Source organism: Bifidobacterium sp. wkB338 (genome assembly GCF_003688325.1).
Lineage (GTDB): Bacteria > Actinomycetota > Actinomycetes > Actinomycetales > Bifidobacteriaceae > Bombiscardovia > Bombiscardovia polysaccharolytica.
In genome coordinates this window covers 19,891-38,255 of sequence record NZ_NPOR01000041.1, presented here as the reverse complement: position 1 = coordinate 38,255, position 18,365 = coordinate 19,891, and the positions used below count along the sequence as shown (strand labels likewise).

Here is an 18,365-nt window from a genome sequence, read left to right as displayed (position 1 = left end):
ACTTAAAGCAAGCGATTACGCGGGTTGTGCCGAGGAAAAAACGAACAAAAAAAATGGTAGGTTTTGTTGTTCGTTTGCGCAACAAAACGATCAGGAATTGTGAGAATTTTCGTTCGTATCGGCCAGCCAATCCTCCCACTGCTGCTGACGGAACCCGACCAGGACATGCCGGCCATCCAGCAGAATGGGACGCTTGACCAGCATGCCGTCGGTGGACAGCAGCTGCAGAGCCTGCTCCGTGTCCATCTGCGGCAGGCGTTTGCTCAGCCCCTGACTGCGATAAGCCTGACCTGAGGTGTTGAAGAATCGCCGGACGGGCAGGCCGCTCATGTCCAACCAAGCGGTCAGTTCATCCTGAGTGGGGCGGTCCTCCTTGATGTCGCGCTCGGTGAAGTCCACATTGTGGTCACGCAGCCAGGTGCGGGCCTTGGCGCAGGTGGAGCAGCGGCTGTAGCAGATGAAGAGCGGGTGCTCGGCTGTCGGGGTCGTTGGCTGCTTGGTTGATGATGCTGTCATAGATTGTTCCTTTCCACGTGGGGTTTCAAGTCAAAAGAGGTCTCAGGCCAGACGACAGGAGGGTCGGGTCTCCAAGGGGCCCAGGTCGGCCTTGGGTTCCAGACTGGTGCTCCAGACCGGCTCGGGCGCTGATGTGGGGTAGGTGACGAACACTGTTCCCTGCTTCAGTGCTATGTGGGCCGGTCTGCTGGGCAGGAACTCGTTGCTGACACCGGTGACCTGCTGGTTGGTCATGGTCATGCCGTCCGTCTGGTATTTGAGGCCCTGCTCGACCACACCCAGAGCCTGGTCGTCGGCCGCCAGGACGGAGACCATGGACTTGGGCGGGCAGTCCCAGGCCGGGAAGTCCAGGCTTCCAGGTCCAAGAGCCGTGACCAGCATTCCCTGGCCCCAGAGTTCGGCCCGGCCACCGCTGGCAGCAATCAGATGGATCAGGTTCAGATTGGCCAGCGTGTGGTCCATACGCCCGCCCAGACCTCCATATATAAGGAATCGTCGGCAATCGCGGTGCCAGCCTACTTTGACTGCGGCCAGCAGGTCGGTGTCGTCCTTTTCAGCAGGCAGGACTCGGCGTGGGATGTCTGTGCGCAGCTTTCGGCTGCCAGCGGGCAGGGAGTCGAAGTCGCCTACGATCAGATCGGGTTCGTCACCGTGCTCCAGAGCTGGCTCCAGTCCTCCATCCGCTGCTATGACCAAAGCTTGTTCGCCGCGTGCCGTCTCTTCACCGAAGTACTGTCCGGCACCCCAGATTCGGCAGAGCGATGCCTGGCCCGTACGGTCCGACTGACCGTCATCCTGCATAAGATTCTTCTTTCTGCGCTCGCCTATTGGACGCACACTCATCATCCCAGACCAACCAGACGGATCAGGAAGATCAGCCACCCTTGCACCAGGGCCATGTAGGTCAGGGTTCCGCAGGCGATGCTGACCATCATGTTTCGCCAGCGCAGGTGGACCAGGGCTGTGACCAGCAGAGCCAAAGCTTCGTAGAGCCCGTGGTCGCCTCCGACCAGGTTGGTGTGCCTCAAGGAATAGACCACCAGCAGTCCCATGACGGCGGCTGGCAGCAGATGTCCCAGCCTGGTCACCAGGGCCGGTGGCCGACGTCCCTCCGGCCAGATTATGAAGGGCAGGAATCTGGTGGCCATGGTTCCCAATACCACAATGCCAATGGTGATCAGTTGCTGTGCAGTGGTCATGAGGCCTCCCTTTGGCTGCGGAAGTCCAAGAGGATGAAGACGGCCAGGATGACCGCCATGGACGGGATGATGAACCGGTTAGGTCCAAAGACCAGCAGACAGGCCAAGGAGGCCAGCAGACCGATCAGGGCCGGCACGCGGGCCTCGGCCTGCCGCCACTGCTCCAGGAAGAGCACCAGGAACATGGCGGTCAGCACGAAATCCAGCCCCTGGGTGTCGAAGTTCGCCAGATTGCCCAGCACAGCGCCCAGCGTGGCACCGCCCACCCAGTAGATCTGGTTGAGCAGGGTGACGAAGAAGAGGTACCAGCCCTTGTCGGTCCCGGCCGGGTGAGGATCTGCGGACTCCAGGGCGAAGGTCTCATCGCACATGCCGAAAATCAAGTAGGGTTTCTTCCGGCCCGTCCCTCGGAAGACCGGCAGCATGGCCAGGCCGTAGAAAAGGTGCCGTGCATTGACCATCAGGGTCAGCATCAGCGCGCCCCAGGGATTGAAGGTGGACATGAGCAGGTCCACGGTCACGAACTCCATGGACCCGGCGTAGATCAGGGCGCTCATGGCTAGCGGGTATATCACCGGGAATCCGCGGCTGGTCATCAGAAAGCCGTAGGAGATCCCCAGCACAAGGAATCCGGCCATGATGGGCAGGGTCCTTGGGAAGGCCACAGCCAGGGAGCCCAGGATGGTCCCGGAGGACTTAGCATCTTTGTCTGCGTCTTGCTGCACTCGTGGCATGACCCGCCTCCTGACTTCGATTTGGAGATGGTCAGCAATCGTAATCGCCTTTTGCGCTGCTGGGGCAGGCCGGTCGACAATGTGAGAAGGCTGTCAAGAGGTGAGAGAGGCGGAATAGGCGCTCTCTGGCTCTTGTTGAACCTAGCGATAGGCACCAGCATGCAGGAGGAATCATGGACAAGAACAAGATTTCGACCAACAACCCGGCCACGGTCGTCCTGGCGGGTGGTTGCTTCTGGGGCATCGAGCGGTTCTTCCAGGAGGTGAACGGGATTATCGACACCCAGGTGGGATACGCCCAGTCCACAGTGCCCAACCCCAGCTATGAGCAGGTCTGCAGCGGTGTCACCGACGCTGTGGAGAGCGTGCGGTTGACCTATGATCCCCAGACAGTCACTCTGCGGACCCTGACCCTGCTTCTGCTGGATCTGATCGACCCCTTCTCGGTGGATCGGCAGGGCAATGACCGGGGCAGGCAGTACCGCAGCGGCCTCTACTGGGATTCCGAGCATCGCGAGCAGGAAGAGCCCGTCTTCCGTCGCGCTCTGGAGGAGCTGGAGCGCAGGACCGGCCGTCAGCCCGCTGTGCAGGTGGAGGCCTTGATCAACTTCTATCCGGCGGAGGAGTCCCACCAGGACTACCTGCTCAAGAACCCCGGCGGATACTGCCACATTCCCCTGGAGGCCATCGCCAACGCCGCCTCCCGCCAGCGCTACATCGAGCGCATCTGGTCCCTGGACCCTGAAAGCTACGAGGTCACCCAGCACTCGGCCACCGAACGGCCCTTCGCCAACGCCTACGATGGGGAATTCCGCCCGGGCATCTATGTGGACGTGGTCAGCGGGCAGCCACTCTTCTCCTCGGCGGACAAGTACGACTCGGGTTGTGGCTGGCCGGCATTCACCAAGCCCATAGATCCCGACCTGCTGGTCAACCGCAAGGACTACAAGCTGCTGGGTCGTCCTCGGATCGAGGTGCGGACGGCACAGACCGGAATCCATTTGGGACACGTCTTCGACGACGGCCCGGCTGACCGTGGCGGGCAGCGCTATTGCATGAACTCCGCCGCCCTGCGGTTCGTTCCGCGGGACCGGATGGAGGAGGAGGGTTACGGAGACTACCTGCCCCTGGTGGACGGAGCAACCGCCTGACTAGGCCCGGTCCTAAGGGTTGTGTTATACTGCTACTCGGCTTGAGAAATCAAGAAAGCGGATGATCCCACCTGGGAGCCTTCCATGGCTTCGGGTTCGACCCGCGCCGGTGACGGTTGACCGTCAGTATTACGGTGCAGGCATTGACGGTTTCGTTGCTATACGGCTGCGACGGTCATGTTCGAAACCTATGGGTTCTTCGCCGGGCAGTGGATGTTGTGGTATTTGAGAAGGAGTCATCATTAGCGACGAACCAAGGATTAACGACGATATACGAGTGTCTCAGGTACGCCTGATCGGGCCCAACGGCGAGCAGGTGGGAATCATTGCGACCTCCGTCGCCCTCAACCTGGCCAAGGAGGCCAACCTTGACCTGGTCGAGGTTGCGCCCAAGGCCAAGCCTCCGGTCGCCAAGCTCATTGATTACGGCAAGTTCAAATACAACGAGAAGATCAAGGCTCGTGAAGCGCGCCGCAACCAGAGTATGTCGGAGATCAAGGAGATCCGCTTCAGATTGAAGATCGACGACCACGACTTCGAGGTCAAGGAAGGGCATGTGCGTCGCTTCCTGTCCGCCGGAGACAAGGTCAAGGTCACCATCATGCTGCGTGGGCGCGAGCAGTCACGGCCCATCGGCGGCGTGGAGCTCCTGCGCAAGCTGGCTGATGACGTCGCGGATCTGGGCTCCATCGAGTTTGCCCCCAAGCAGGAGGGGCGCAACATCATTATGACCCTGTCACCCAAGGGCAAGAAGATCCATACCCAGTCCGAGCAGCGTCGGCGGGGCGGACAGGCCCGTGCCGAGCGCAAGGCCCGTCAGGCGGCCCATCTGGCTGCCAAGGCCGATGAAAAAGAGACTGCGGGCTCCAACAATACTTCTCCCAAGCAGATGAAATCCAAGGAGGGCAGCAATGCCGAAGATGAAAAGTAACTCCGCCGCATCCAAGCGCGTCCGGACCACGGGTTCGGGCAAGCTCATGCACGCCGGGACCGGTATGCGCCACAATCTGGAGCACAAGTCGGCCAAGAAGCGTCGCCACCTGTCCACTGATGAGGTGCTCGCTCCGACCCAGTCCAAGAACATGAAGAGGATGCTGGCCCGCTGAGCGGGTGCTGTCGCGTCGAGTGAGATTTTAGAAAGCTGAGGAATATCTATGGCACGAGTCAAGCGGGCAGTCAACGCGCATAAGAAGCGTCGGGTCGTCCTGGAGCGGGCGTCAGGCTACCGTGGCCAGCGCTCACGTCTCTACCGCAAGGCCAAGGAGCAACTGCTCCATTCATATACATACAACTTCCGGGACCGCAAGGCCCGTAAGGGCGACTTCCGCAAGCTGTGGATCCAGCGCATCAACGCCGGATGCCGCGCCCAGGGAATCACCTACAACCGCTTCATCCAGGGTCTGCGCCTGGCCGGGATCGAGCTGGACCGCCGCGCCCTGGCCGATCTGGTCGTCAACGACGTCGACACCTTCAACGCCATCGTGGCTGAGGCCAAGAAGGCCCTGCCTGCCGACGTAAATGCTCCGGTCGCTGCCTGATCAGCGGACCTGAACACTGTATTGCAAGAACCTCGCCTTTCGCGGGGTTCTTTGCATATTTGACCATTCCTCGGTGGAACGGTAAGTTGATTGACGACAATGATGCCGGGAGCCGCCATGAATGATGATCACAGCCTAGACGCGTCGGCTGTCTCGGCAGAATCAGCAGGTCAAGCCAGTCCATCATCTCGCAGCGGTACATCCATACTGGCCAGAATTAATCAGCCGCGCCCCATCCTTCGGTCGCGGATCTTTCTTTATGTAACGGAGTTCTTTTCTGGCATGGCCGTCATGGCTGCCGAGCTGGGGGCCTCTCGTCTGCTGGCTCCTTACTTCTCGTCTTCTCAGATTGTATGGACCATCATAATCGGGACCATCATGATCGCCTTGGCCCTGGGTGCCGTCGTCGGCGGACGCTGGGCCGACAGGAATCCAGACCCGGACAGGCTCTACCTGTGCATTATGGCGGCGGCCGTCTGGATCGCCCTGATCCCCCTGGTCGGCAAGTATCTGATCATCCTGGTTTCGGGACTGCTGATCGTGGCTGTTTCCACCAACTTCCTGGTCCTGGCGGCCTTTATCTCCTGCCTGATCATCTTTGTTCCGCCCCTCTTCCTCCTGGGCACCATCACCCCGGGCCTGGTCAAGAGCGCCACCGATTCCCTGGACGACAACGCCTCGGTGGTCGGCCGGCTCAGCGCCTGCAATACCGTGGGATCCATCCTGGGCACCTTCCTGCCCACCTTTGTGACCATCCCGGCCGTGGGGACCTTCGTCACCTTCCTGATCTTCTCCGGAATACTGCTCCTAGTGGCCTTAATCTACTTTCTTTCCTCCCACGTGCATCGCCTGGCCTGCTTCATGGCCACGGTGGCCTTTGTCATCTCGGCCGCCCTGTCGCCGATGACGGGGTTCGCCTTCTGGGAGAAGGGCCTGGCATATGAGGGCGAGTCCATCTACAACTACCTGCAGGTCAAAACCCTAGCGGATAGAACCATCCTTTCCACCAACGTCCTCTTCGGCGTCCAGTCGGTGACCATGAAGCACCCCGGGATGACCGGCATGTACTACGACACGGCTTTGGCAGCGCCGCTCATGGCCAATCAGGCCCGCTCGGCCCTGATCCTGGGCATGGGGACCGGGACCTACGCCCGGCAGCTGAAGCGGTACTATCCGCGGATGGCCATCCAGGGGGTGGAGATCGACCAGTCCATCAGCAACCTGGCCATCAAGTATTTCGACCAGCCAGCTGATGTTCCGGTTTCCACCTATGACGGCCGAGCCTGGCTGGCGGCCAGTCGCCAGTGCTACGACCTGATCATGGTCGACGCCTATCAGGACATCACCATACCCTTTCAGATGAGTTCCACCGAGTTCTTTAGCCTGGTCAGGAACCACCTGAATCCTGGCGGGGTCATGGTGGTCAACATGAATATGATCGACGACGGTCAGGGGTCCATCAATGCAGCCCTGACCAATACCATTACCAGGGTCTTCGGCTCCGATGCCATCCTGACGGCCGATGTGCCCCAGACCACCAACCGCGAGCTTTTTGCACGTCGCCCCGCTTCCGAGGATTTTTCGGGAGCAGGAGGGGATAAGAGGGAGGCCATGAGGGACTATCCAGGTTCCGATCTGCTGGCGGAGTCCGCTGCCAGGGTCAGCCCTGATCCAGACCTGTCCGAGATGATGAAGCAGGTTAGCTCCCGCCTGAACACGATTGGGGAAGTAAATGGGAGGGTATTGACTGATGACAATGCGCCAGTGGAGCTGCTTGGCATGCACGCCATTGACGGAATCATCAGCAGGGAGGCCGGCCCCTATCGACGGATCCTTCAGCAAGAGGGGATTCAAGGACTGATCCGGGATGTTTCCTGAGATGCCGCCGCAATCCCAAGCACGTTGGAAGTACAGGAACAGGGGAGTGGAGCGTTAGAATATGCCCTAAAGACCAGCACTGATGAAGAGAACCGGAGGTTAAGCAGTAGTGGACGGTGATCATCAGGAGGGGCTGACTGCATTGCTGGATCAGTTCCTGGCTTACACCGGTCTGGAGCGGGGTCTTGCCCCCGCCACGGTCAAGGCTTATAAGTCCGATCTGATTATGTACATCAACTGGTTGTCCGGTCACGGCGTCACCAGCATGGGGCAGATCCAAACCGTCGATGTGGAGGGTTTTCTGGCCCACCTGGCCGACGAGAGTCCAGCCAGCCGCTCACGGAGGATGGCCGCTGTTCATGAGTGGCACCGGTTCGCTCTCAAGCAGGGAGTGACCGACCAGGATGTTTCTCGTACGGTCAAGGCTCCCAAGGGCACCTCGGCCCTGCCGGATGTGTTGGACGTGGACCAGGTGACCCGGCTGCTGGATGCGGCTGCGATGGGCGGGTCCAAGGATCCAGTGGTCCTGCGGGACAAGGCCCTGCTTGAGTTCATGTACGCAACCGGCTGCCGGGTCTCGGAGGCCGTTGGCACCGACCTGGAGGACATGGACCTGGACGAGCGGGTGGTCCGTCTGACCGGCAAGGGCGACAAGCAGCGTCTAGTGCCGATAGGTTCCTACGCTTGCCAGGCCATGGAGGCCTACCTGAATCTGGGACGGGCCAGCCTGTGTGATCGAGCCACCAAGAGCAGGGAGTTGAGGGCAGTCTTCCTTAACAAGCGGGGCAAGCGGCTGACCAGGCAGACCGTCTGGCAGGTGGTCAGGGACGCCGGTCGCCGGGCGGGCCTGAACAGACCTCTGCATCCCCACACCCTGCGGCACTCTTTCGCCACGCATCTGTTGGAGGGAGGCGCCGACGTGCGTTCGGTCCAGGAGCTGCTGGGCCATGCCTCGGTGACCACGACACAGATTTACACACACGTCAGTCCCCAGGCCCTTATGGAGACCTACCAGACGGCCCATCCCCGCGCCCGCTGACCCGCCAACCCGCGAATGCTGGTGGAAACTTGATAGGGTAGAGGCATGCCTACGGATTTGTTAGGGCGCGAGTATGAGACGTTCGCTGCCCCGGAGCCTTTGAAACAGCACGGCCCGGCCCGTGTCCTCGCCATGTGCAACCAGAAGGGCGGTGTGGGCAAGACCACCTCATCAATCAACATCGCTGGGGCCATGTGCCAGTATGGGCGAAGGGTGCTGATCGTGGACTTCGACCCCCAGGGTGCGGCCACTGTGGGTCTGGGCATCAATGCCAACAGCGTGGACAACACCATTTACACTGCCATGTTCGACCCGTCACTGGATGTTCACGAGGTAGTCAGGCACACCCGTTTTGACGGGCTGGACATCATCCCGGCCAATATTGATCTGTCGGCCGCCGAGATTCAGCTGGTTACCGAGGTCGGTAGGGAACAGGCTCTGGCAGCCACCATCCGGCCCCTGCGGCAGGAGTATGATGCCATCATCATCGACTGTCAGCCCTCGCTTGGACTGCTGACCGTCAATGCGTTGACTGCCGCGGACGGGGTCATCATTCCCGTGGCGGCCGAGTTCTTCGCCCTGCGCGGCGTGGCCCTGCTCATGCAATCCATTGAGAAGGTCCGTAGCCGCATCAACCCTGACCTGCAGGTTTACGGGGTTCTGGTCACCATGTACACCAAGACCCTGCATTCGGACGAGGTGCTTCAGCGTATCTACGAGGCCTTCAGGGGCAAGGTCCTGCACTCCATCATCAGCCGGTCCATCAAGCTGCCCGACGCCACGGTGGCCGGTGAGCCCATCACTATGTTCGCACCCGAGCACAAGACCGCCAAGGAGTATCGGGAGGTTGCCCGGGAGTTGATCGCCCGCGGCATCGTGGCGTGAGCGGATCAGCGGACGGCTTCGCCGTCGACCTGGATGTCTACCAGGGGCCCTTCGACCTGCTGCTGGGCATGCTGGCCAACCGAAAGCTCTCCCTGACGGAGGTTTCGCTGGCCTCCATCACTGGGGAGTTTCTGGACTACGTACGCACACTGGACTTCAGTCAGGGTCTGGATCAGGCCAGCGCCTTCCTGGACGTGGCCTCTGTTCTGGTAGAGGCCAAGAGCGCTGCCCTCCTGCCAGTGGAGGACGAATCCATGCGTGACCAGGCCTCCATGGATGCCCTTCGTGAGCGTGACCTGCTCTTCGCCAGACTTCTGCAGTACAGGGCCTTCAAGCAGGCTGGACAGGACTTTCGAGCCAGGCTGGCCGCCAACTCGGGCCGCTACCCGCATCCCGGCCATCTGGAGCCCCAGCTGGTCCATCTGCTGCCTGATCTGGTCTGGACCCTGGAGCCAGAGGATCTGGCCCTGCTCTGTGCCAATGCCCTGGTCAACGCTCCGGCCTCCCAGGTCCGTCTGGACCAGTTGCACGTGCCCCTGGTCGACCTGAACAAGGAGGCCGACCAGGTTCGCCAAGCCCTGCTGGCGCAGCCCGGGCAGCCGTTGGCTTTCGCCGATCTTGTCGCCTCCTCCAAGGGCCGGGCGCAGGTGGTGGCCCGATTCCTGGCTGTGTTGATTTTCTTCAGGCAGGAGCTGATCCAGTACCGTCAGGATGGCCCCTATCAGCCGCTCTACCTGCGCTGGGTTGGGCCGACCCAGGAGCCGGAAACTGCCTTGATTAGTGAGGGGGACTTCGCATGAGCCAATCCTCGGCGCCCGACACCCGTCCTGAATACGTGGACTTCGACGTGCAGGACTTCCCCGGTGGACTGACTGCCTGCCTGGAGGCCATTTTGGTGGCCACGGACCGGCCGCTGACCGCAGAGGATTTTTCCCGGGTGCTGGCCGTGGATCCGGGTCCGGTCAATGCCGCCCTGGAATCGCTGGCCGAATCCTATAGCGACCGAGGATTCGAACTGCGTCGGACCGCCCGAGGCTGGCAGTTGACCAGCAGGGCCGCCTACCAGCCCGTGGTGGCGGCTTTCGTCAAGGACGGTCAGACGGCCAGACTTTCCCAGGCGGCCCTGGAGGCCCTGGCCATTGTGGCCTATCGCCAGCCCATGACCCGTGCCCAGGTGGGCCAGATTCGCGGGGTCAACTCAGACGGGGTCATCAGGGCCCTGCTGGTGCGTGGCCTGGTTCGCGAGGAGGGCTTGGACGAGCAGACCCGCGCCGCGCTGCTGGTTACCACCGACCTCTTCCTTGAACGGATGGGTCTGCAATCCTTGGAGGATCTGCCCTCCCTGGCCCCCTTTTTGCCCGACGAGGACTCAGCTCTGGCCCAAGCACGCCAGGAGCTGTCTGGGCAGCCCGGATCCTCGGATCCTGCCCTGGGTTCTCCCCAGGGCGAGGGGGAGTGAACACCTGTCACGCAAAGCGGTTACACTTGTCTCTGTTTGTCCAATTCCTGGACCACGCCAGCCGGCAGCTAGGCCGGTGGGGGCATGGATAGCATTCACGAGAATGAGGTTTTGATGGCGGTACGCGGCGATATACGAAATGTGGCGATTGTGGCACACGTTGACCACGGCAAGACCACCCTGGTCAACGCCATGTTGCAGCAGTCGCACGTCTTCTCCGAGCGGGAGGAGGTGCCCGACCGAGTCATGGACTCCAACGACCTGGAGAAGGAGAAGGGCATCACCATCCTGGCCAAGAACACCGCCGTCAAGTACACAGGCCCCCTGGCAGCCAAGCTGGGCGAGCCCGACGGCATCACCATCAACGTGGTGGACACCCCTGGCCACGCTGACTTCGGCGGCGAGGTGGAGCGTGGCATCTCCATGGTCGACGGCGTAGTCCTGCTGGTGGACGCCTCCGAGGGGCCTCTGCCCCAGACCCGCTTCGTCCTGCGTAAGGCCCTGGAGGCCAAGCTGCCCGTCATCCTGGTCATCAACAAGACCGACCGTCCTGATGCCCGCATCTCCGAAGTGGTCTCAGAATCCACCGATCTGCTCCTGGGCCTGGCTCAGGACGTGAGCGAGGAGGGAGTGGACCTGGATCTGGATTCCCTCCTGGACCTGCCGGTCATCTACTGCGCTGCCAAGGCTGGTAAGGCCTCCGTCAACCAGCCCGCCGACGGCGCTGTGCCAGACAACGACGATCTGGAGCCTCTCTTCGAGGCCATCCTGAATAACATCCCCGCCCCGGAGTATGAGGAGGGCGCCCCCCTGCAGGCCCATGTGACCAACATTGACGCGTCCGATTACTTGGGCCGTCTGGGTCTGGTACGCATCTACAACGGCACCCTGACCAAGGGCCGCCAGTACGGCCTGTCGCGCGTGGACGGATCCATTGAGAACTTCAAGCTGACTGAGATCCTGCGTACCAAGGGCCTGCAGCGCTCCCCAGTGGACGAGGCCGGCCCCGGCGACATCGTGGCTGTGGCCGGTGTTGAGGACATCATGATCGGCGAGACCATCGTCGACCAGGACGATCCGCGCCCCCTGCCTCTGATTCACGTTGACGACCCGGCTGTCTCCATGACCTTCGGCACCAACGACTCGCCGCTGGCCGGCACTGAGGGCAAGGACCATAAGCTGACCGCCCGCATGCTCAAGGACCGTCTGGACCGCGAGCTGATCGGCAACGTCTCCATCAAGGTGCTGCCCACCGATCGGCCCGACGCCTGGGAGGTTCAGGGCCGTGGCGAGCTGGCCCTGGCCATTCTGGCTGAGCAGATGCGCCGCGAGGGCTACGAGCTGACCGTAGGTCGTCCCCAGGTGGTCACCAAGACCGTGGACGGCAAGATTCAGGAGCCCATGGAGTCCGACACCATCGATGTGCCCGAGGAATACATGGGCGCAGTCACCCAGCTCATGGCCGATCGCAAGGGTCGTATGGAGACCATGACCAACCACGGCTCCGGCTGGGTCAGGATGCAGTTCACTGTGCCCTCCCGTGGCCTCCTGGGCTTCCGCACCGCCCTGCTGACCGCCACCCGCGGCACCGGCATCTCCTCGTCGATCTCCGCTGGCTACGCCCCTTGGGCAGGTGATATCAAGACACGGCAGAACGGATCCATGGTTTCCGACCGCTCCGGCAAGGCCAGCCCCTATGCCATGCAGAAGCTCCAGGCCCGCGGTGAGTTCTTCGTCAAGCCCCAGTCGCCCGTCTACGAGGGGCAGATCGTGGGGATCAACAACAAGCCTGGCGACCTGGACATCAACATCACCTTGGAGAAGCACATGACCAACATGCGTTCCTCCACCGCCGACGTGCTGGAGACCCTGACTCCGCCCATCGACATGAGCCTGGAGGAGTCTTTGGACTTCGCCAACGATGACGAGTGCGTGGAGGTGACACCCGAGTCCATCCGCGTGCGCAAGATCATCCTGGACCGGGATGCCTGGTATAAGTGGAACGCCCGTCAGCGCAGGGCCAACAACAAGTAAACCTTTTCTCACAATCGGATCAGTGCGACCCGGCCGCCCCACGGTGACCGGGTCGGACTAGTCTTGAATCCATGAAGTCTCAGGTTTCCAAATCCAAGGACCAGACCGTCTCCCATTCGACGGGGGAGTCTGACAAGGCAAGTCCCTTCCGTTGTTTGCTGGGCCTGCCCATCGGGCTGGCGGTGGGCGTGCTGGGTACTCTGGTCCAGCGTTCCGGAGCCGCTCAGGGTCTGCCTTGGGGGATGGTCCTGGCCTATCTGCTGGTGGCCCTGGCCGCCTGGTGGGTTCGTTGCGATAGCGGCACCATGGGCCTGGCCCTGCATCTGGTGGCCTCCACGGTCACGGTCTGGCTGCTCTCCATGCGGGGGCCGGGCGGCGATGTGCTCATGCCCTATGCCAACTTCCCTACATTCTTTGCCAAGTATGCGGTCTTCCTCTGGATGGGCGGGCTGGTCCTGATCCAGACCTTGGCCATCTGCCTGCCGGCCTCCTGGTTTTCTGACGGCCCCCTGCGTCGTCAGGGGCGGTCCGCATGAGTCAGGCTCTGTCAGAATCACCGGCGACTCTGCCCGATCGTATTCCTTTGCACTTCCTGGGACCCGAGGGGACCTTCACCCATCAGGCCGCCCTTGAGGCCACCAACCTCATGGAGACAAGGTTGGGCTGCCAGGCTGATCTGAGTCCCTGTACGGATGCAGCTGCCATTGTGGCCGCCGTGGAGGAGGGCCGAGGCTGGGGAGTGCTGGCCTGGGAGAACAACGTGGAGGGCCATGTGGTGCCCAACATGGACGCCTTGATTGATGCTCAAGCGGTAGCGGGCTTCAGCATGGTCCGTCTGCCCATCGTTTTCGACGCCTTCGTCCGGTCCGACCATGGCCCCCTGAGCCAGGTCGGCGCCCACCCTCACGGACTGGCCCAGTGCAAGGGCTTCATCAAAGAGACCGGCCTGAATCCGGTGACAGCCAACTCCAACGCTGCGGCCTGCCGTGATCTGGGCCCTGATCAGGTGGCTCTGGGTCCGCGCATCTGTGGGAGCCTCTACGGGCTGGAGACCTATCGGCGTGAGGTGCAGGACTATCAGGGGGCCCGAACCGATTTTCTTCTGTTGGCTCCCCGGAATCAGGTCGCCGGGCTGGCACGCCGCCTGGCGCCGGGCGGGGATTTCGAGTCCATCATCACCTTTATTCCCCTGAATACGGGTCCGGGCGTGCTGGCGAACCTGTTGGACCGTCTGCGCGATGCAGGCTTGAACATGACCTCATTCATGTCCCGGCCCATCAAGGGGCACGACGGGACCTACAGTTTCGTAGCCAGCATCGACGCCGCACCATGGCAGAAGGGCCTGCACCAGGTGTTGGACGACCTGCTGGAAAGGGGGGACTGGCTCAAGACACTGGCGGTTCATCCGCGCACCCCGCATCCAGCCCCACCCATACGTGAATGGATGCTGCCCAGGGCGGGGGCCTTCCGGGGTGAGGACCCCGATTCCGAGACGATCAGCAAGGAGTTGTTATGGTAGATGAATCCGCGCCTTTCCCACATATGGACCTGTCTGGGCCCGAGCACATGCACCCGATAGCGGGCATGGCCGCCTCACCAGTGCTGACATCGGCCCACAAGATTGCCGTTGCAGGGCTGGGTCTGATCGGCGGATCACTGGCCCGACGCCTCGCCGCCCGGGGTCGATTCGTGATTGCGTGGAACCATAACGACCGTCCCTACGAGCAGGCCCGCAGCCAAGGGATCCATTGCGTGGACACCTTGGAGGAGCTGGCCAAGGGCAAAGCAGACGTGCTGGTACTGGCTACACCCTTGCGTGCCATGCCCGACGTGCTCAAGGCCTTGGCGCCGGTGCTGACCCGTGGCACCACCTTGACCGACGTGGGCAGCGTCAAGGGTCCGGTCCGTCGTCAGGTCGAGCAGGCAGGTCTGGCCGATCGTTATGTAGGCGCCCATCCCATGGCCGGCAGCGAGGGCTCCGGCTATGAAGACTCGGACCCTGCCCTGCTGGAAGATGCCCTCTGGGCCCTCTGCGTCGATGAGCGTACGGACTACAGCCGCTTCCTGACCGTAGCCGATATGGTCACCCAGGGGCTGGGGAACAGACTGATTGCTCTGGACGATGCCACTCATGACCGGGCTGCGGCACTGATCTCGCATATGCCTCATGTGGTGGCCACCGCCCTGGCCAACATGCTGACGAGATCGTCTGACCGTCGTGTGGCCTCGGCTCTGGCGGCCGGATCCTGGCGGGACATGACCCGTGTAGCCCTGACCGACCCGGAACGGACCCGGGCCATGGTGGAGGAGAACGCCGACCAAGTGGCCGATCTTCTGGATGTTCTGGTCGAGAATCTGCAGGGCATAACTTCTCTTTTGAGGGACCAGGAGCCAGAGGCCGATGGAAAGCGTCGGGACTTCTTCCTTCAGGCCGATCCCTTCCGGCGCTACAAGGCAGCCATGGTCGACCAGGAGCAGATGTCCGCAACCGATTTGGAATTGGATCCGCAGGAAGGCAACTGGCGGCAGGAGCTGCTGGATTCGGCCTTGCGCGGCGAGCAGGTCTCGGCCTTCCTGACCACCAGCAGGGCCCGGGTGCTGCACCCGCCGGTCATCGACTGAAATTCTGAGGGTCCGGAGGCGAACGGCGTTCCGGGACCGGCTTCAGTGCCACCATGTCTTCTGCTTGGAGGGTCACGCGCTCCCCGGGACGCGATCCGTTGGCCGCTGGATCCCTGTCCAGGATCAGCCGCCGTCCGTTCCAGTCAACCACATGCCCTATGTAGTCGCGGAACTTGGGCCTTCCGTCTTCCGGGTCTGGCCCCAGGGCAATCCTGACCACCAGCCGCGCTCCGGCCGGTATGGTTGCTGGCAAACGCATGGCCATCCACCTCCTGAATCAGTATCACCTGCGGCTGCGACGAGGGCGAAAGCGCCTAGACTGTATTGCACATACTGCATGGAGATGAAAGGCAGCCAAGCGAAGGGAGTGCCCGCAGTGGACCAGGATTTGCAGGACTTCACCGACTATCTTTCCCGGGTGGCGGGCAAGAGTCCCAACACCGTGCGCTCCTACCGGGCCGACTTGGCGGGCTTTCTGCACCTGATGCATCTGCATGGCATTGATGACCCCTCGCAGATCGATCTGGCCACTATCAGGTCCTGGCTGGCCCACGAGGCATCGACCCACGCCCGCTCGACTATGGCCCGAAAGACGGCCGCACTGAGGTCCTTTTTTGGCTGGCTGAGCCGGCACGGCCGGATCCAGGCCGACCCCACCCTGGCCCTGAGCAGTCCCAAGCAGTCCGAGCACCTTCCACGGATCCTGACACACGATCAGGCTCGCACCCTGATGGATACGGTCGACCATAATTCGGTTGAACCCCGAGAGGATGAGAAAGTTCAAGCGGCCTTGCAGGTGCGTGATGCGGCCATGCTGGAGCTGCTGTACGCCACGGGTATGCGTGTTGCCGAGCTCTGCGGACTGGACTTGGATGATGTGCACCGGCACAGCCGCACTGTAAAGGTCCTGGGCAAGGGTTCCAAGGGGCGGGTTCTGCCATATGGTCTTCCCGCCGATCGTGCGCTGGATCGCTGGCTGGGGGAGGGGCGGCCGGTCCTGGCGGGTGCAACGGCCAAATCGGCCCGCAAAGCAGGTCAAGCCCTCTTTCTGGGCCAGCTGGGCGGCAGGGTTGGCCAGCGGCAGGTCCGCAAGGTGGTTCATCAGGCGGCTGGTAAGGCCGGGGTTCCCGACATAGCCCCCCATGCCCTTCGTCACTCGGCAGCCACGCATATGCTGGATGGGGGAGCCGACCTGCGCGAGGTTCAGGAGATGCTGGGTCACTCCTCCCTGCGGACCACCCAGCGTTACACCCACGTCTCCATCGAGCAGTTGCGGGCCCGGTACAGGCAGGCTTTTCCACGGGCTTGAGATTCGGCAAATGAGACAAGTCTTGTCCTGTGAAACATCCTGGTATCAGAATGTGGCGTATCGCAGCCTACATGTCAGTCAAGGTGCGTCAGTCCAGTACCTTCGAAGTGTATGCGCGAGGTTGAGAACCAGTTAAAGGGAGCAGCAGCAATGAAAAAGGGTTCAAAGCTTACGCTCGTGTCCGCGACCATTTGTGCCTTGGCGCTTTTGGCAAGCGGTTGCGGCAGTGGCAGCAGTACCAACACCGAGGGTGCCGAGCAGTCGTCCAGCACCCAGTCCAGCAACAACGCCGTGGTCTCGGTCCATGGGTGTGAGCCGGCCCAGCCGCTCATTCCCAGCAACACAGTGGAGAGCTGCGGCGGGCAGGTCGTTGATGCCATCAACTCCAGACTGGTCCGCTTCGACGACCAGGGCAAGGCCCACAACGATCTGGCCTCGGAGATCAAGGGCAACGATGACATGTCCCAGTACAAGGTCACCCTGGTCGACGGACGCAAGTTCTCTGATGGCACCCCTATCACGGCCAAGTCCTTCACCAGGGCCTGGTCCTGGGCTGCCAATGTGAACAATGGCCAGCTGAATGCCAGCTTCTTTGCCAACATCAAGGGCTTCGACGATCTGCAGAAGCAGGGTGTGCCTGCGGATGCCCAGTTCTCCGGATTGAAGGTCATCGACGACAAGACCTTCACCGTGGACCTCATCTCGCCCTCGTCCACTTTTCCCATTCAGGTGGGCTATGGCGCCTTCGCACCGCTGCCTGAGTCCTTCTACAAGGATCCCAAGGCCTTCGGGGAGAAGCCGGTCAGCTCGGGTCCCTACAAGTTCGATTCCTGGCAGCACAACACCATGGTCAAGCTCAGCAAGAACAGCGATTACGGAGGGGAGGTCAAGGTTCAGAACGGCGGCATCGACTACAAGGTCTACACTGACATGGGTTCGGCTTATTCCGATGTGCAGGCGGGCAACCTGGATGTGATCGACAGGATTCCAACCTCTGCTGTCAAGACTTTCATGACCGACAGCATGGTGCAAAGCTACAACAAGCCCGGCTCCGGTCTGCAGATGTTCACCATCCCCACCGCCATGGAACACTTTGGACAGGATCAGGAGGGTCATCTGCGCCGTCAGGCCATCTCCATGGCAATTGACCGCAAGATGCTGATTGACAAGGTTCTGGGCGGTCTGGGTGTGCAGCCCACCGACTTCACCGCACCGACTATCCCAGGCTATGCCAAGCACCTCAAGGGTTCCGATAATTTGAAGTACAACGCCAAGAAGGCCAAGGAGTACTGGGCAAAAGCTGATGCCATCAGCAAGTGGCCTGCTGACAGGAGCTTCCGGATGCTCTACAACGCCGATGGCGGTTCCAAGGACTTCTATGACGGCATGGCAAACTCCATCAAGAACACGCTGGGCATCAAGGCCGAGGCCACCCCTGTACCCACCTTCAGTGAGTTCCGTGGCAACATCAAAAAGCGCCTTTACAATGATGCGGCCTTCAGATCCTCCTGGTCGCCTGACTATCCCTCGCCTGAGAGCTACCTGATGAGTAACTTTGCCAGCTCTGCGGCCGATGGCAACGGATCCAACGACGGTGACTACAAGAATCCGAAGTTCGACTCGTTGCTGAAGCAGGCTGCCATGGCCAAGGACACCAATGAAGCCAACAAGTTCTTCCAGCAGGCCGAGGAGATTCTTCTGCAGGACATGCCTGCGGTGCCGCTCTACAACCCCACCAACAATGGCGCGTCCGCCAAGAAGGTCCACGGGATGCGTCTGGGCTGGGACGGTTATCCGATCTTCGCGGAGCTTTCCAAGGACCAGTGATGATTGCGAACAGCCCTATGTGCGCCAGAGTTTCCGTCGAGCAGCTACGGGCCTGAGACCGGCTAATGAGATGAGACTTGCCTTACGAAACATCTTCGTACCAGAATATGGCGTATTGTGGCTTACACGTCTGTCAGGGATCTTTGAGGTTCGGTCATCCTAGTGTCCTTGGTT

Annotated in this window: 20 protein-coding genes; 15 read left to right on the top strand and 5 right to left on the bottom strand. The window is 61.5% G+C overall.

The window, feature by feature from the left end; genetic code table 11:
• Positions 1 to 90: 90 nt before the first annotated feature.
• Genes CI603_RS07890 through CI603_RS07875 form a run of 4 tightly spaced genes read right to left on the bottom strand, consistent with a single transcriptional unit; the run spans position 91 to position 2,449 of the window.
• The gene (locus tag CI603_RS07890; protein WP_121913685.1) at positions 91 to 516 is read right to left on the bottom strand and encodes an arsenate reductase family protein; all 426 of its coding nucleotides are present in this window, start codon (positions 514 to 516) and stop codon (positions 91 to 93) included.
• Positions 517 to 558: 42 nt separating this feature from the next.
• Positions 559 to 1,317, bottom strand: a complete 759-nt coding sequence (locus CI603_RS07885) for a thiamine diphosphokinase (RefSeq protein WP_183122290.1) — start codon at positions 1,315 to 1,317, stop codon at positions 559 to 561.
• Between the two features lie 41 nt (positions 1,318 to 1,358).
• The gene (locus CI603_RS07880) at positions 1,359 to 1,715 is read right to left on the bottom strand and encodes a branched-chain amino acid transporter permease (RefSeq protein ID WP_121913683.1); all 357 of its coding nucleotides are present in this window, start codon (positions 1,713 to 1,715) and stop codon (positions 1,359 to 1,361) included.
• Positions 1,712 to 2,449 (bottom strand): AzlC family ABC transporter permease, encoded by a 738-nt coding sequence (locus CI603_RS07875; protein ID WP_121913682.1) that lies wholly within the window; start codon positions 2,447 to 2,449, stop codon positions 1,712 to 1,714. The genes CI603_RS07880 and CI603_RS07875 overlap by 4 nt, the downstream gene beginning before the upstream one ends.
• Positions 2,450 to 2,622: 173 nt before the next feature.
• Here CI603_RS07875 and msrB point away from each other — a divergent pair, with 173 nt between their 5' ends.
• The 13 genes from msrB to CI603_RS07810 all read left to right on the top strand — a co-directional run bounded on the left by msrB (position 2,623) and on the right by CI603_RS07810 (position 15,055).
• Entirely contained in the window at positions 2,623 to 3,600 is a 978-nt protein-coding gene (gene msrB / locus CI603_RS07870; protein ID WP_121913681.1) for a peptide-methionine (R)-S-oxide reductase MsrB, read from the top strand.
• A gap of 238 nt (positions 3,601 to 3,838) precedes the next feature.
• Positions 3,839 to 4,531, top strand: coding sequence for a translation initiation factor IF-3 (gene infC / locus CI603_RS07865; RefSeq protein ID WP_121913680.1), 693 nt, complete (start codon positions 3,839 to 3,841; stop codon positions 4,529 to 4,531).
• Complete coding sequence (gene rpmI / locus CI603_RS07860) at positions 4,512 to 4,706, top strand: 50S ribosomal protein L35 (RefSeq protein ID WP_015021617.1); 195 nt, start codon at positions 4,512 to 4,514, stop codon at positions 4,704 to 4,706. Before infC ends, rpmI begins: the two co-directional genes overlap by 20 nt.
• 48 nt (positions 4,707 to 4,754) lie before the next feature.
• Positions 4,755 to 5,138 carry a 50S ribosomal protein L20 gene (gene rplT / locus CI603_RS07855; protein WP_121913679.1) on the top strand — a complete coding sequence of 128 codons (384 nt, stop codon included), beginning with the start codon at positions 4,755 to 4,757 and terminating at the stop codon, positions 5,136 to 5,138.
• A gap of 99 nt (positions 5,139 to 5,237) precedes the next feature.
• On the top strand, positions 5,238 to 7,016 hold the full coding sequence (locus CI603_RS07850) for a spermidine synthase (RefSeq protein WP_395947979.1): 1,779 nt from the start codon (positions 5,238 to 5,240) through the stop codon (positions 7,014 to 7,016).
• A gap of 109 nt (positions 7,017 to 7,125) precedes the next feature.
• The gene (gene xerD, locus CI603_RS07845) at positions 7,126 to 8,055 is read left to right on the top strand and encodes a site-specific tyrosine recombinase XerD (protein WP_121913678.1); all 930 of its coding nucleotides are present in this window, start codon (positions 7,126 to 7,128) and stop codon (positions 8,053 to 8,055) included.
• Positions 8,056 to 8,100: 45 nt separating this feature from the next.
• Complete coding sequence (locus CI603_RS07840; RefSeq protein ID WP_046322744.1) at positions 8,101 to 8,940, top strand: ParA family protein; 840 nt, start codon at positions 8,101 to 8,103, stop codon at positions 8,938 to 8,940.
• Complete coding sequence (locus tag CI603_RS07835) at positions 8,937 to 9,740, top strand: ScpA family protein (RefSeq protein WP_121913677.1); 804 nt, start codon at positions 8,937 to 8,939, stop codon at positions 9,738 to 9,740. Before CI603_RS07840 ends, CI603_RS07835 begins: the two co-directional genes overlap by 4 nt.
• Positions 9,737 to 10,399: an SMC-Scp complex subunit ScpB gene (gene scpB, locus CI603_RS07830; protein ID WP_110425089.1), complete on the top strand. Its 663-nt coding sequence runs from the start codon at positions 9,737 to 9,739 to the stop codon at positions 10,397 to 10,399. Before CI603_RS07835 ends, scpB begins: the two co-directional genes overlap by 4 nt.
• 114 nt (positions 10,400 to 10,513) lie before the next feature.
• Positions 10,514 to 12,433: a translational GTPase TypA gene (gene typA / locus CI603_RS07825; protein ID WP_046322747.1), complete on the top strand. Its 1,920-nt coding sequence runs from the start codon at positions 10,514 to 10,516 to the stop codon at positions 12,431 to 12,433.
• 71 nt (positions 12,434 to 12,504) lie between these two features.
• Positions 12,505 to 12,969 carry an alcohol dehydrogenase gene (locus CI603_RS07820; protein WP_121913676.1) on the top strand — a complete coding sequence of 155 codons (465 nt, stop codon included), beginning with the start codon at positions 12,505 to 12,507 and terminating at the stop codon, positions 12,967 to 12,969.
• Positions 12,966 to 13,952, top strand: coding sequence for a prephenate dehydratase domain-containing protein (locus CI603_RS07815; protein WP_121913675.1), 987 nt, complete (start codon positions 12,966 to 12,968; stop codon positions 13,950 to 13,952). Before CI603_RS07820 ends, CI603_RS07815 begins: the two co-directional genes overlap by 4 nt.
• A gap of 65 nt (positions 13,953 to 14,017) precedes the next feature.
• The gene (locus CI603_RS07810; RefSeq protein ID WP_183122294.1) at positions 14,018 to 15,055 is read left to right on the top strand and encodes a prephenate dehydrogenase/arogenate dehydrogenase family protein; all 1,038 of its coding nucleotides are present in this window, start codon (positions 14,018 to 14,020) and stop codon (positions 15,053 to 15,055) included.
• Here CI603_RS07810 and CI603_RS07805 read toward each other — a convergent pair.
• On the bottom strand, positions 15,045 to 15,314 hold the full coding sequence (locus tag CI603_RS07805) for a DUF6725 family protein (protein WP_121913752.1): 270 nt from the start codon (positions 15,312 to 15,314) through the stop codon (positions 15,045 to 15,047). The genes CI603_RS07810 and CI603_RS07805 overlap by 11 nt on opposite strands.
• Positions 15,315 to 15,398: 84 nt before the next feature.
• Between CI603_RS07805 and CI603_RS07800 the strand changes: the two genes are divergently transcribed.
• A complete protein-coding gene (locus tag CI603_RS07800; protein ID WP_259465517.1) occupies positions 15,399 to 16,364 on the top strand; it encodes a tyrosine recombinase XerC in 966 nt (321 codons plus the stop codon).
• Between the two features lie 150 nt (positions 16,365 to 16,514).
• Positions 16,515 to 18,191 (top strand): ABC transporter substrate-binding protein, encoded by a 1,677-nt coding sequence (locus CI603_RS07795; RefSeq protein WP_121913673.1) that lies wholly within the window; start codon positions 16,515 to 16,517, stop codon positions 18,189 to 18,191.
• Positions 18,192 to 18,365 lie beyond the last annotated feature (174 nt).

Bases quoted from the DNA above. Each gene is read 5' to 3' on its own strand.
- CI603_RS07890 (WP_121913685.1), bottom strand. From the start codon at position 516: ATGACAGCATCATCAACCAAGCAGCCAACGACCCCGACAGCCGAGCAC.
- CI603_RS07885 (WP_183122290.1), bottom strand. From the start codon at position 1,317: ATGCAGGATGACGGTCAGTCGGACCGTACGGGCCAGGCATCGCTCTGC.
- CI603_RS07880 (WP_121913683.1), bottom strand. From the start codon at position 1,715: ATGACCACTGCACAGCAACTGATCACCATTGGCATTGTGGTATTGGGA.
- CI603_RS07875 (WP_121913682.1), bottom strand. From the start codon at position 2,449: ATGCCACGAGTGCAGCAAGACGCAGACAAAGATGCTAAGTCCTCCGGG.
- msrB (WP_121913681.1), top strand. From the start codon at position 2,623: ATGGACAAGAACAAGATTTCGACCAACAACCCGGCCACGGTCGTCCTG.
- rpmI (WP_015021617.1), top strand. From the start codon at position 4,512: ATGCCGAAGATGAAAAGTAACTCCGCCGCATCCAAGCGCGTCCGGACC.
- rplT (WP_121913679.1), top strand. From the start codon at position 4,755: ATGGCACGAGTCAAGCGGGCAGTCAACGCGCATAAGAAGCGTCGGGTC.
- CI603_RS07850 (WP_395947979.1), top strand. From the start codon at position 5,238: ATGATGCCGGGAGCCGCCATGAATGATGATCACAGCCTAGACGCGTCG.
- CI603_RS07840 (WP_046322744.1), top strand. From the start codon at position 8,101: ATGCCTACGGATTTGTTAGGGCGCGAGTATGAGACGTTCGCTGCCCCG.
- scpB (WP_110425089.1), top strand. From the start codon at position 9,737: ATGAGCCAATCCTCGGCGCCCGACACCCGTCCTGAATACGTGGACTTC.
- typA (WP_046322747.1), top strand. From the start codon at position 10,514: ATGGCGGTACGCGGCGATATACGAAATGTGGCGATTGTGGCACACGTT.
- CI603_RS07820 (WP_121913676.1), top strand. From the start codon at position 12,505: ATGAAGTCTCAGGTTTCCAAATCCAAGGACCAGACCGTCTCCCATTCG.
- CI603_RS07815 (WP_121913675.1), top strand. From the start codon at position 12,966: ATGAGTCAGGCTCTGTCAGAATCACCGGCGACTCTGCCCGATCGTATT.
- CI603_RS07810 (WP_183122294.1), top strand. From the start codon at position 14,018: ATGGCCGCCTCACCAGTGCTGACATCGGCCCACAAGATTGCCGTTGCA.
- CI603_RS07805 (WP_121913752.1), bottom strand. From the start codon at position 15,314: ATGCGTTTGCCAGCAACCATACCGGCCGGAGCGCGGCTGGTGGTCAGG.
- CI603_RS07800 (WP_259465517.1), top strand. From the start codon at position 15,399: ATGAAAGGCAGCCAAGCGAAGGGAGTGCCCGCAGTGGACCAGGATTTG.
- CI603_RS07795 (WP_121913673.1), top strand. From the start codon at position 16,515: ATGAAAAAGGGTTCAAAGCTTACGCTCGTGTCCGCGACCATTTGTGCC.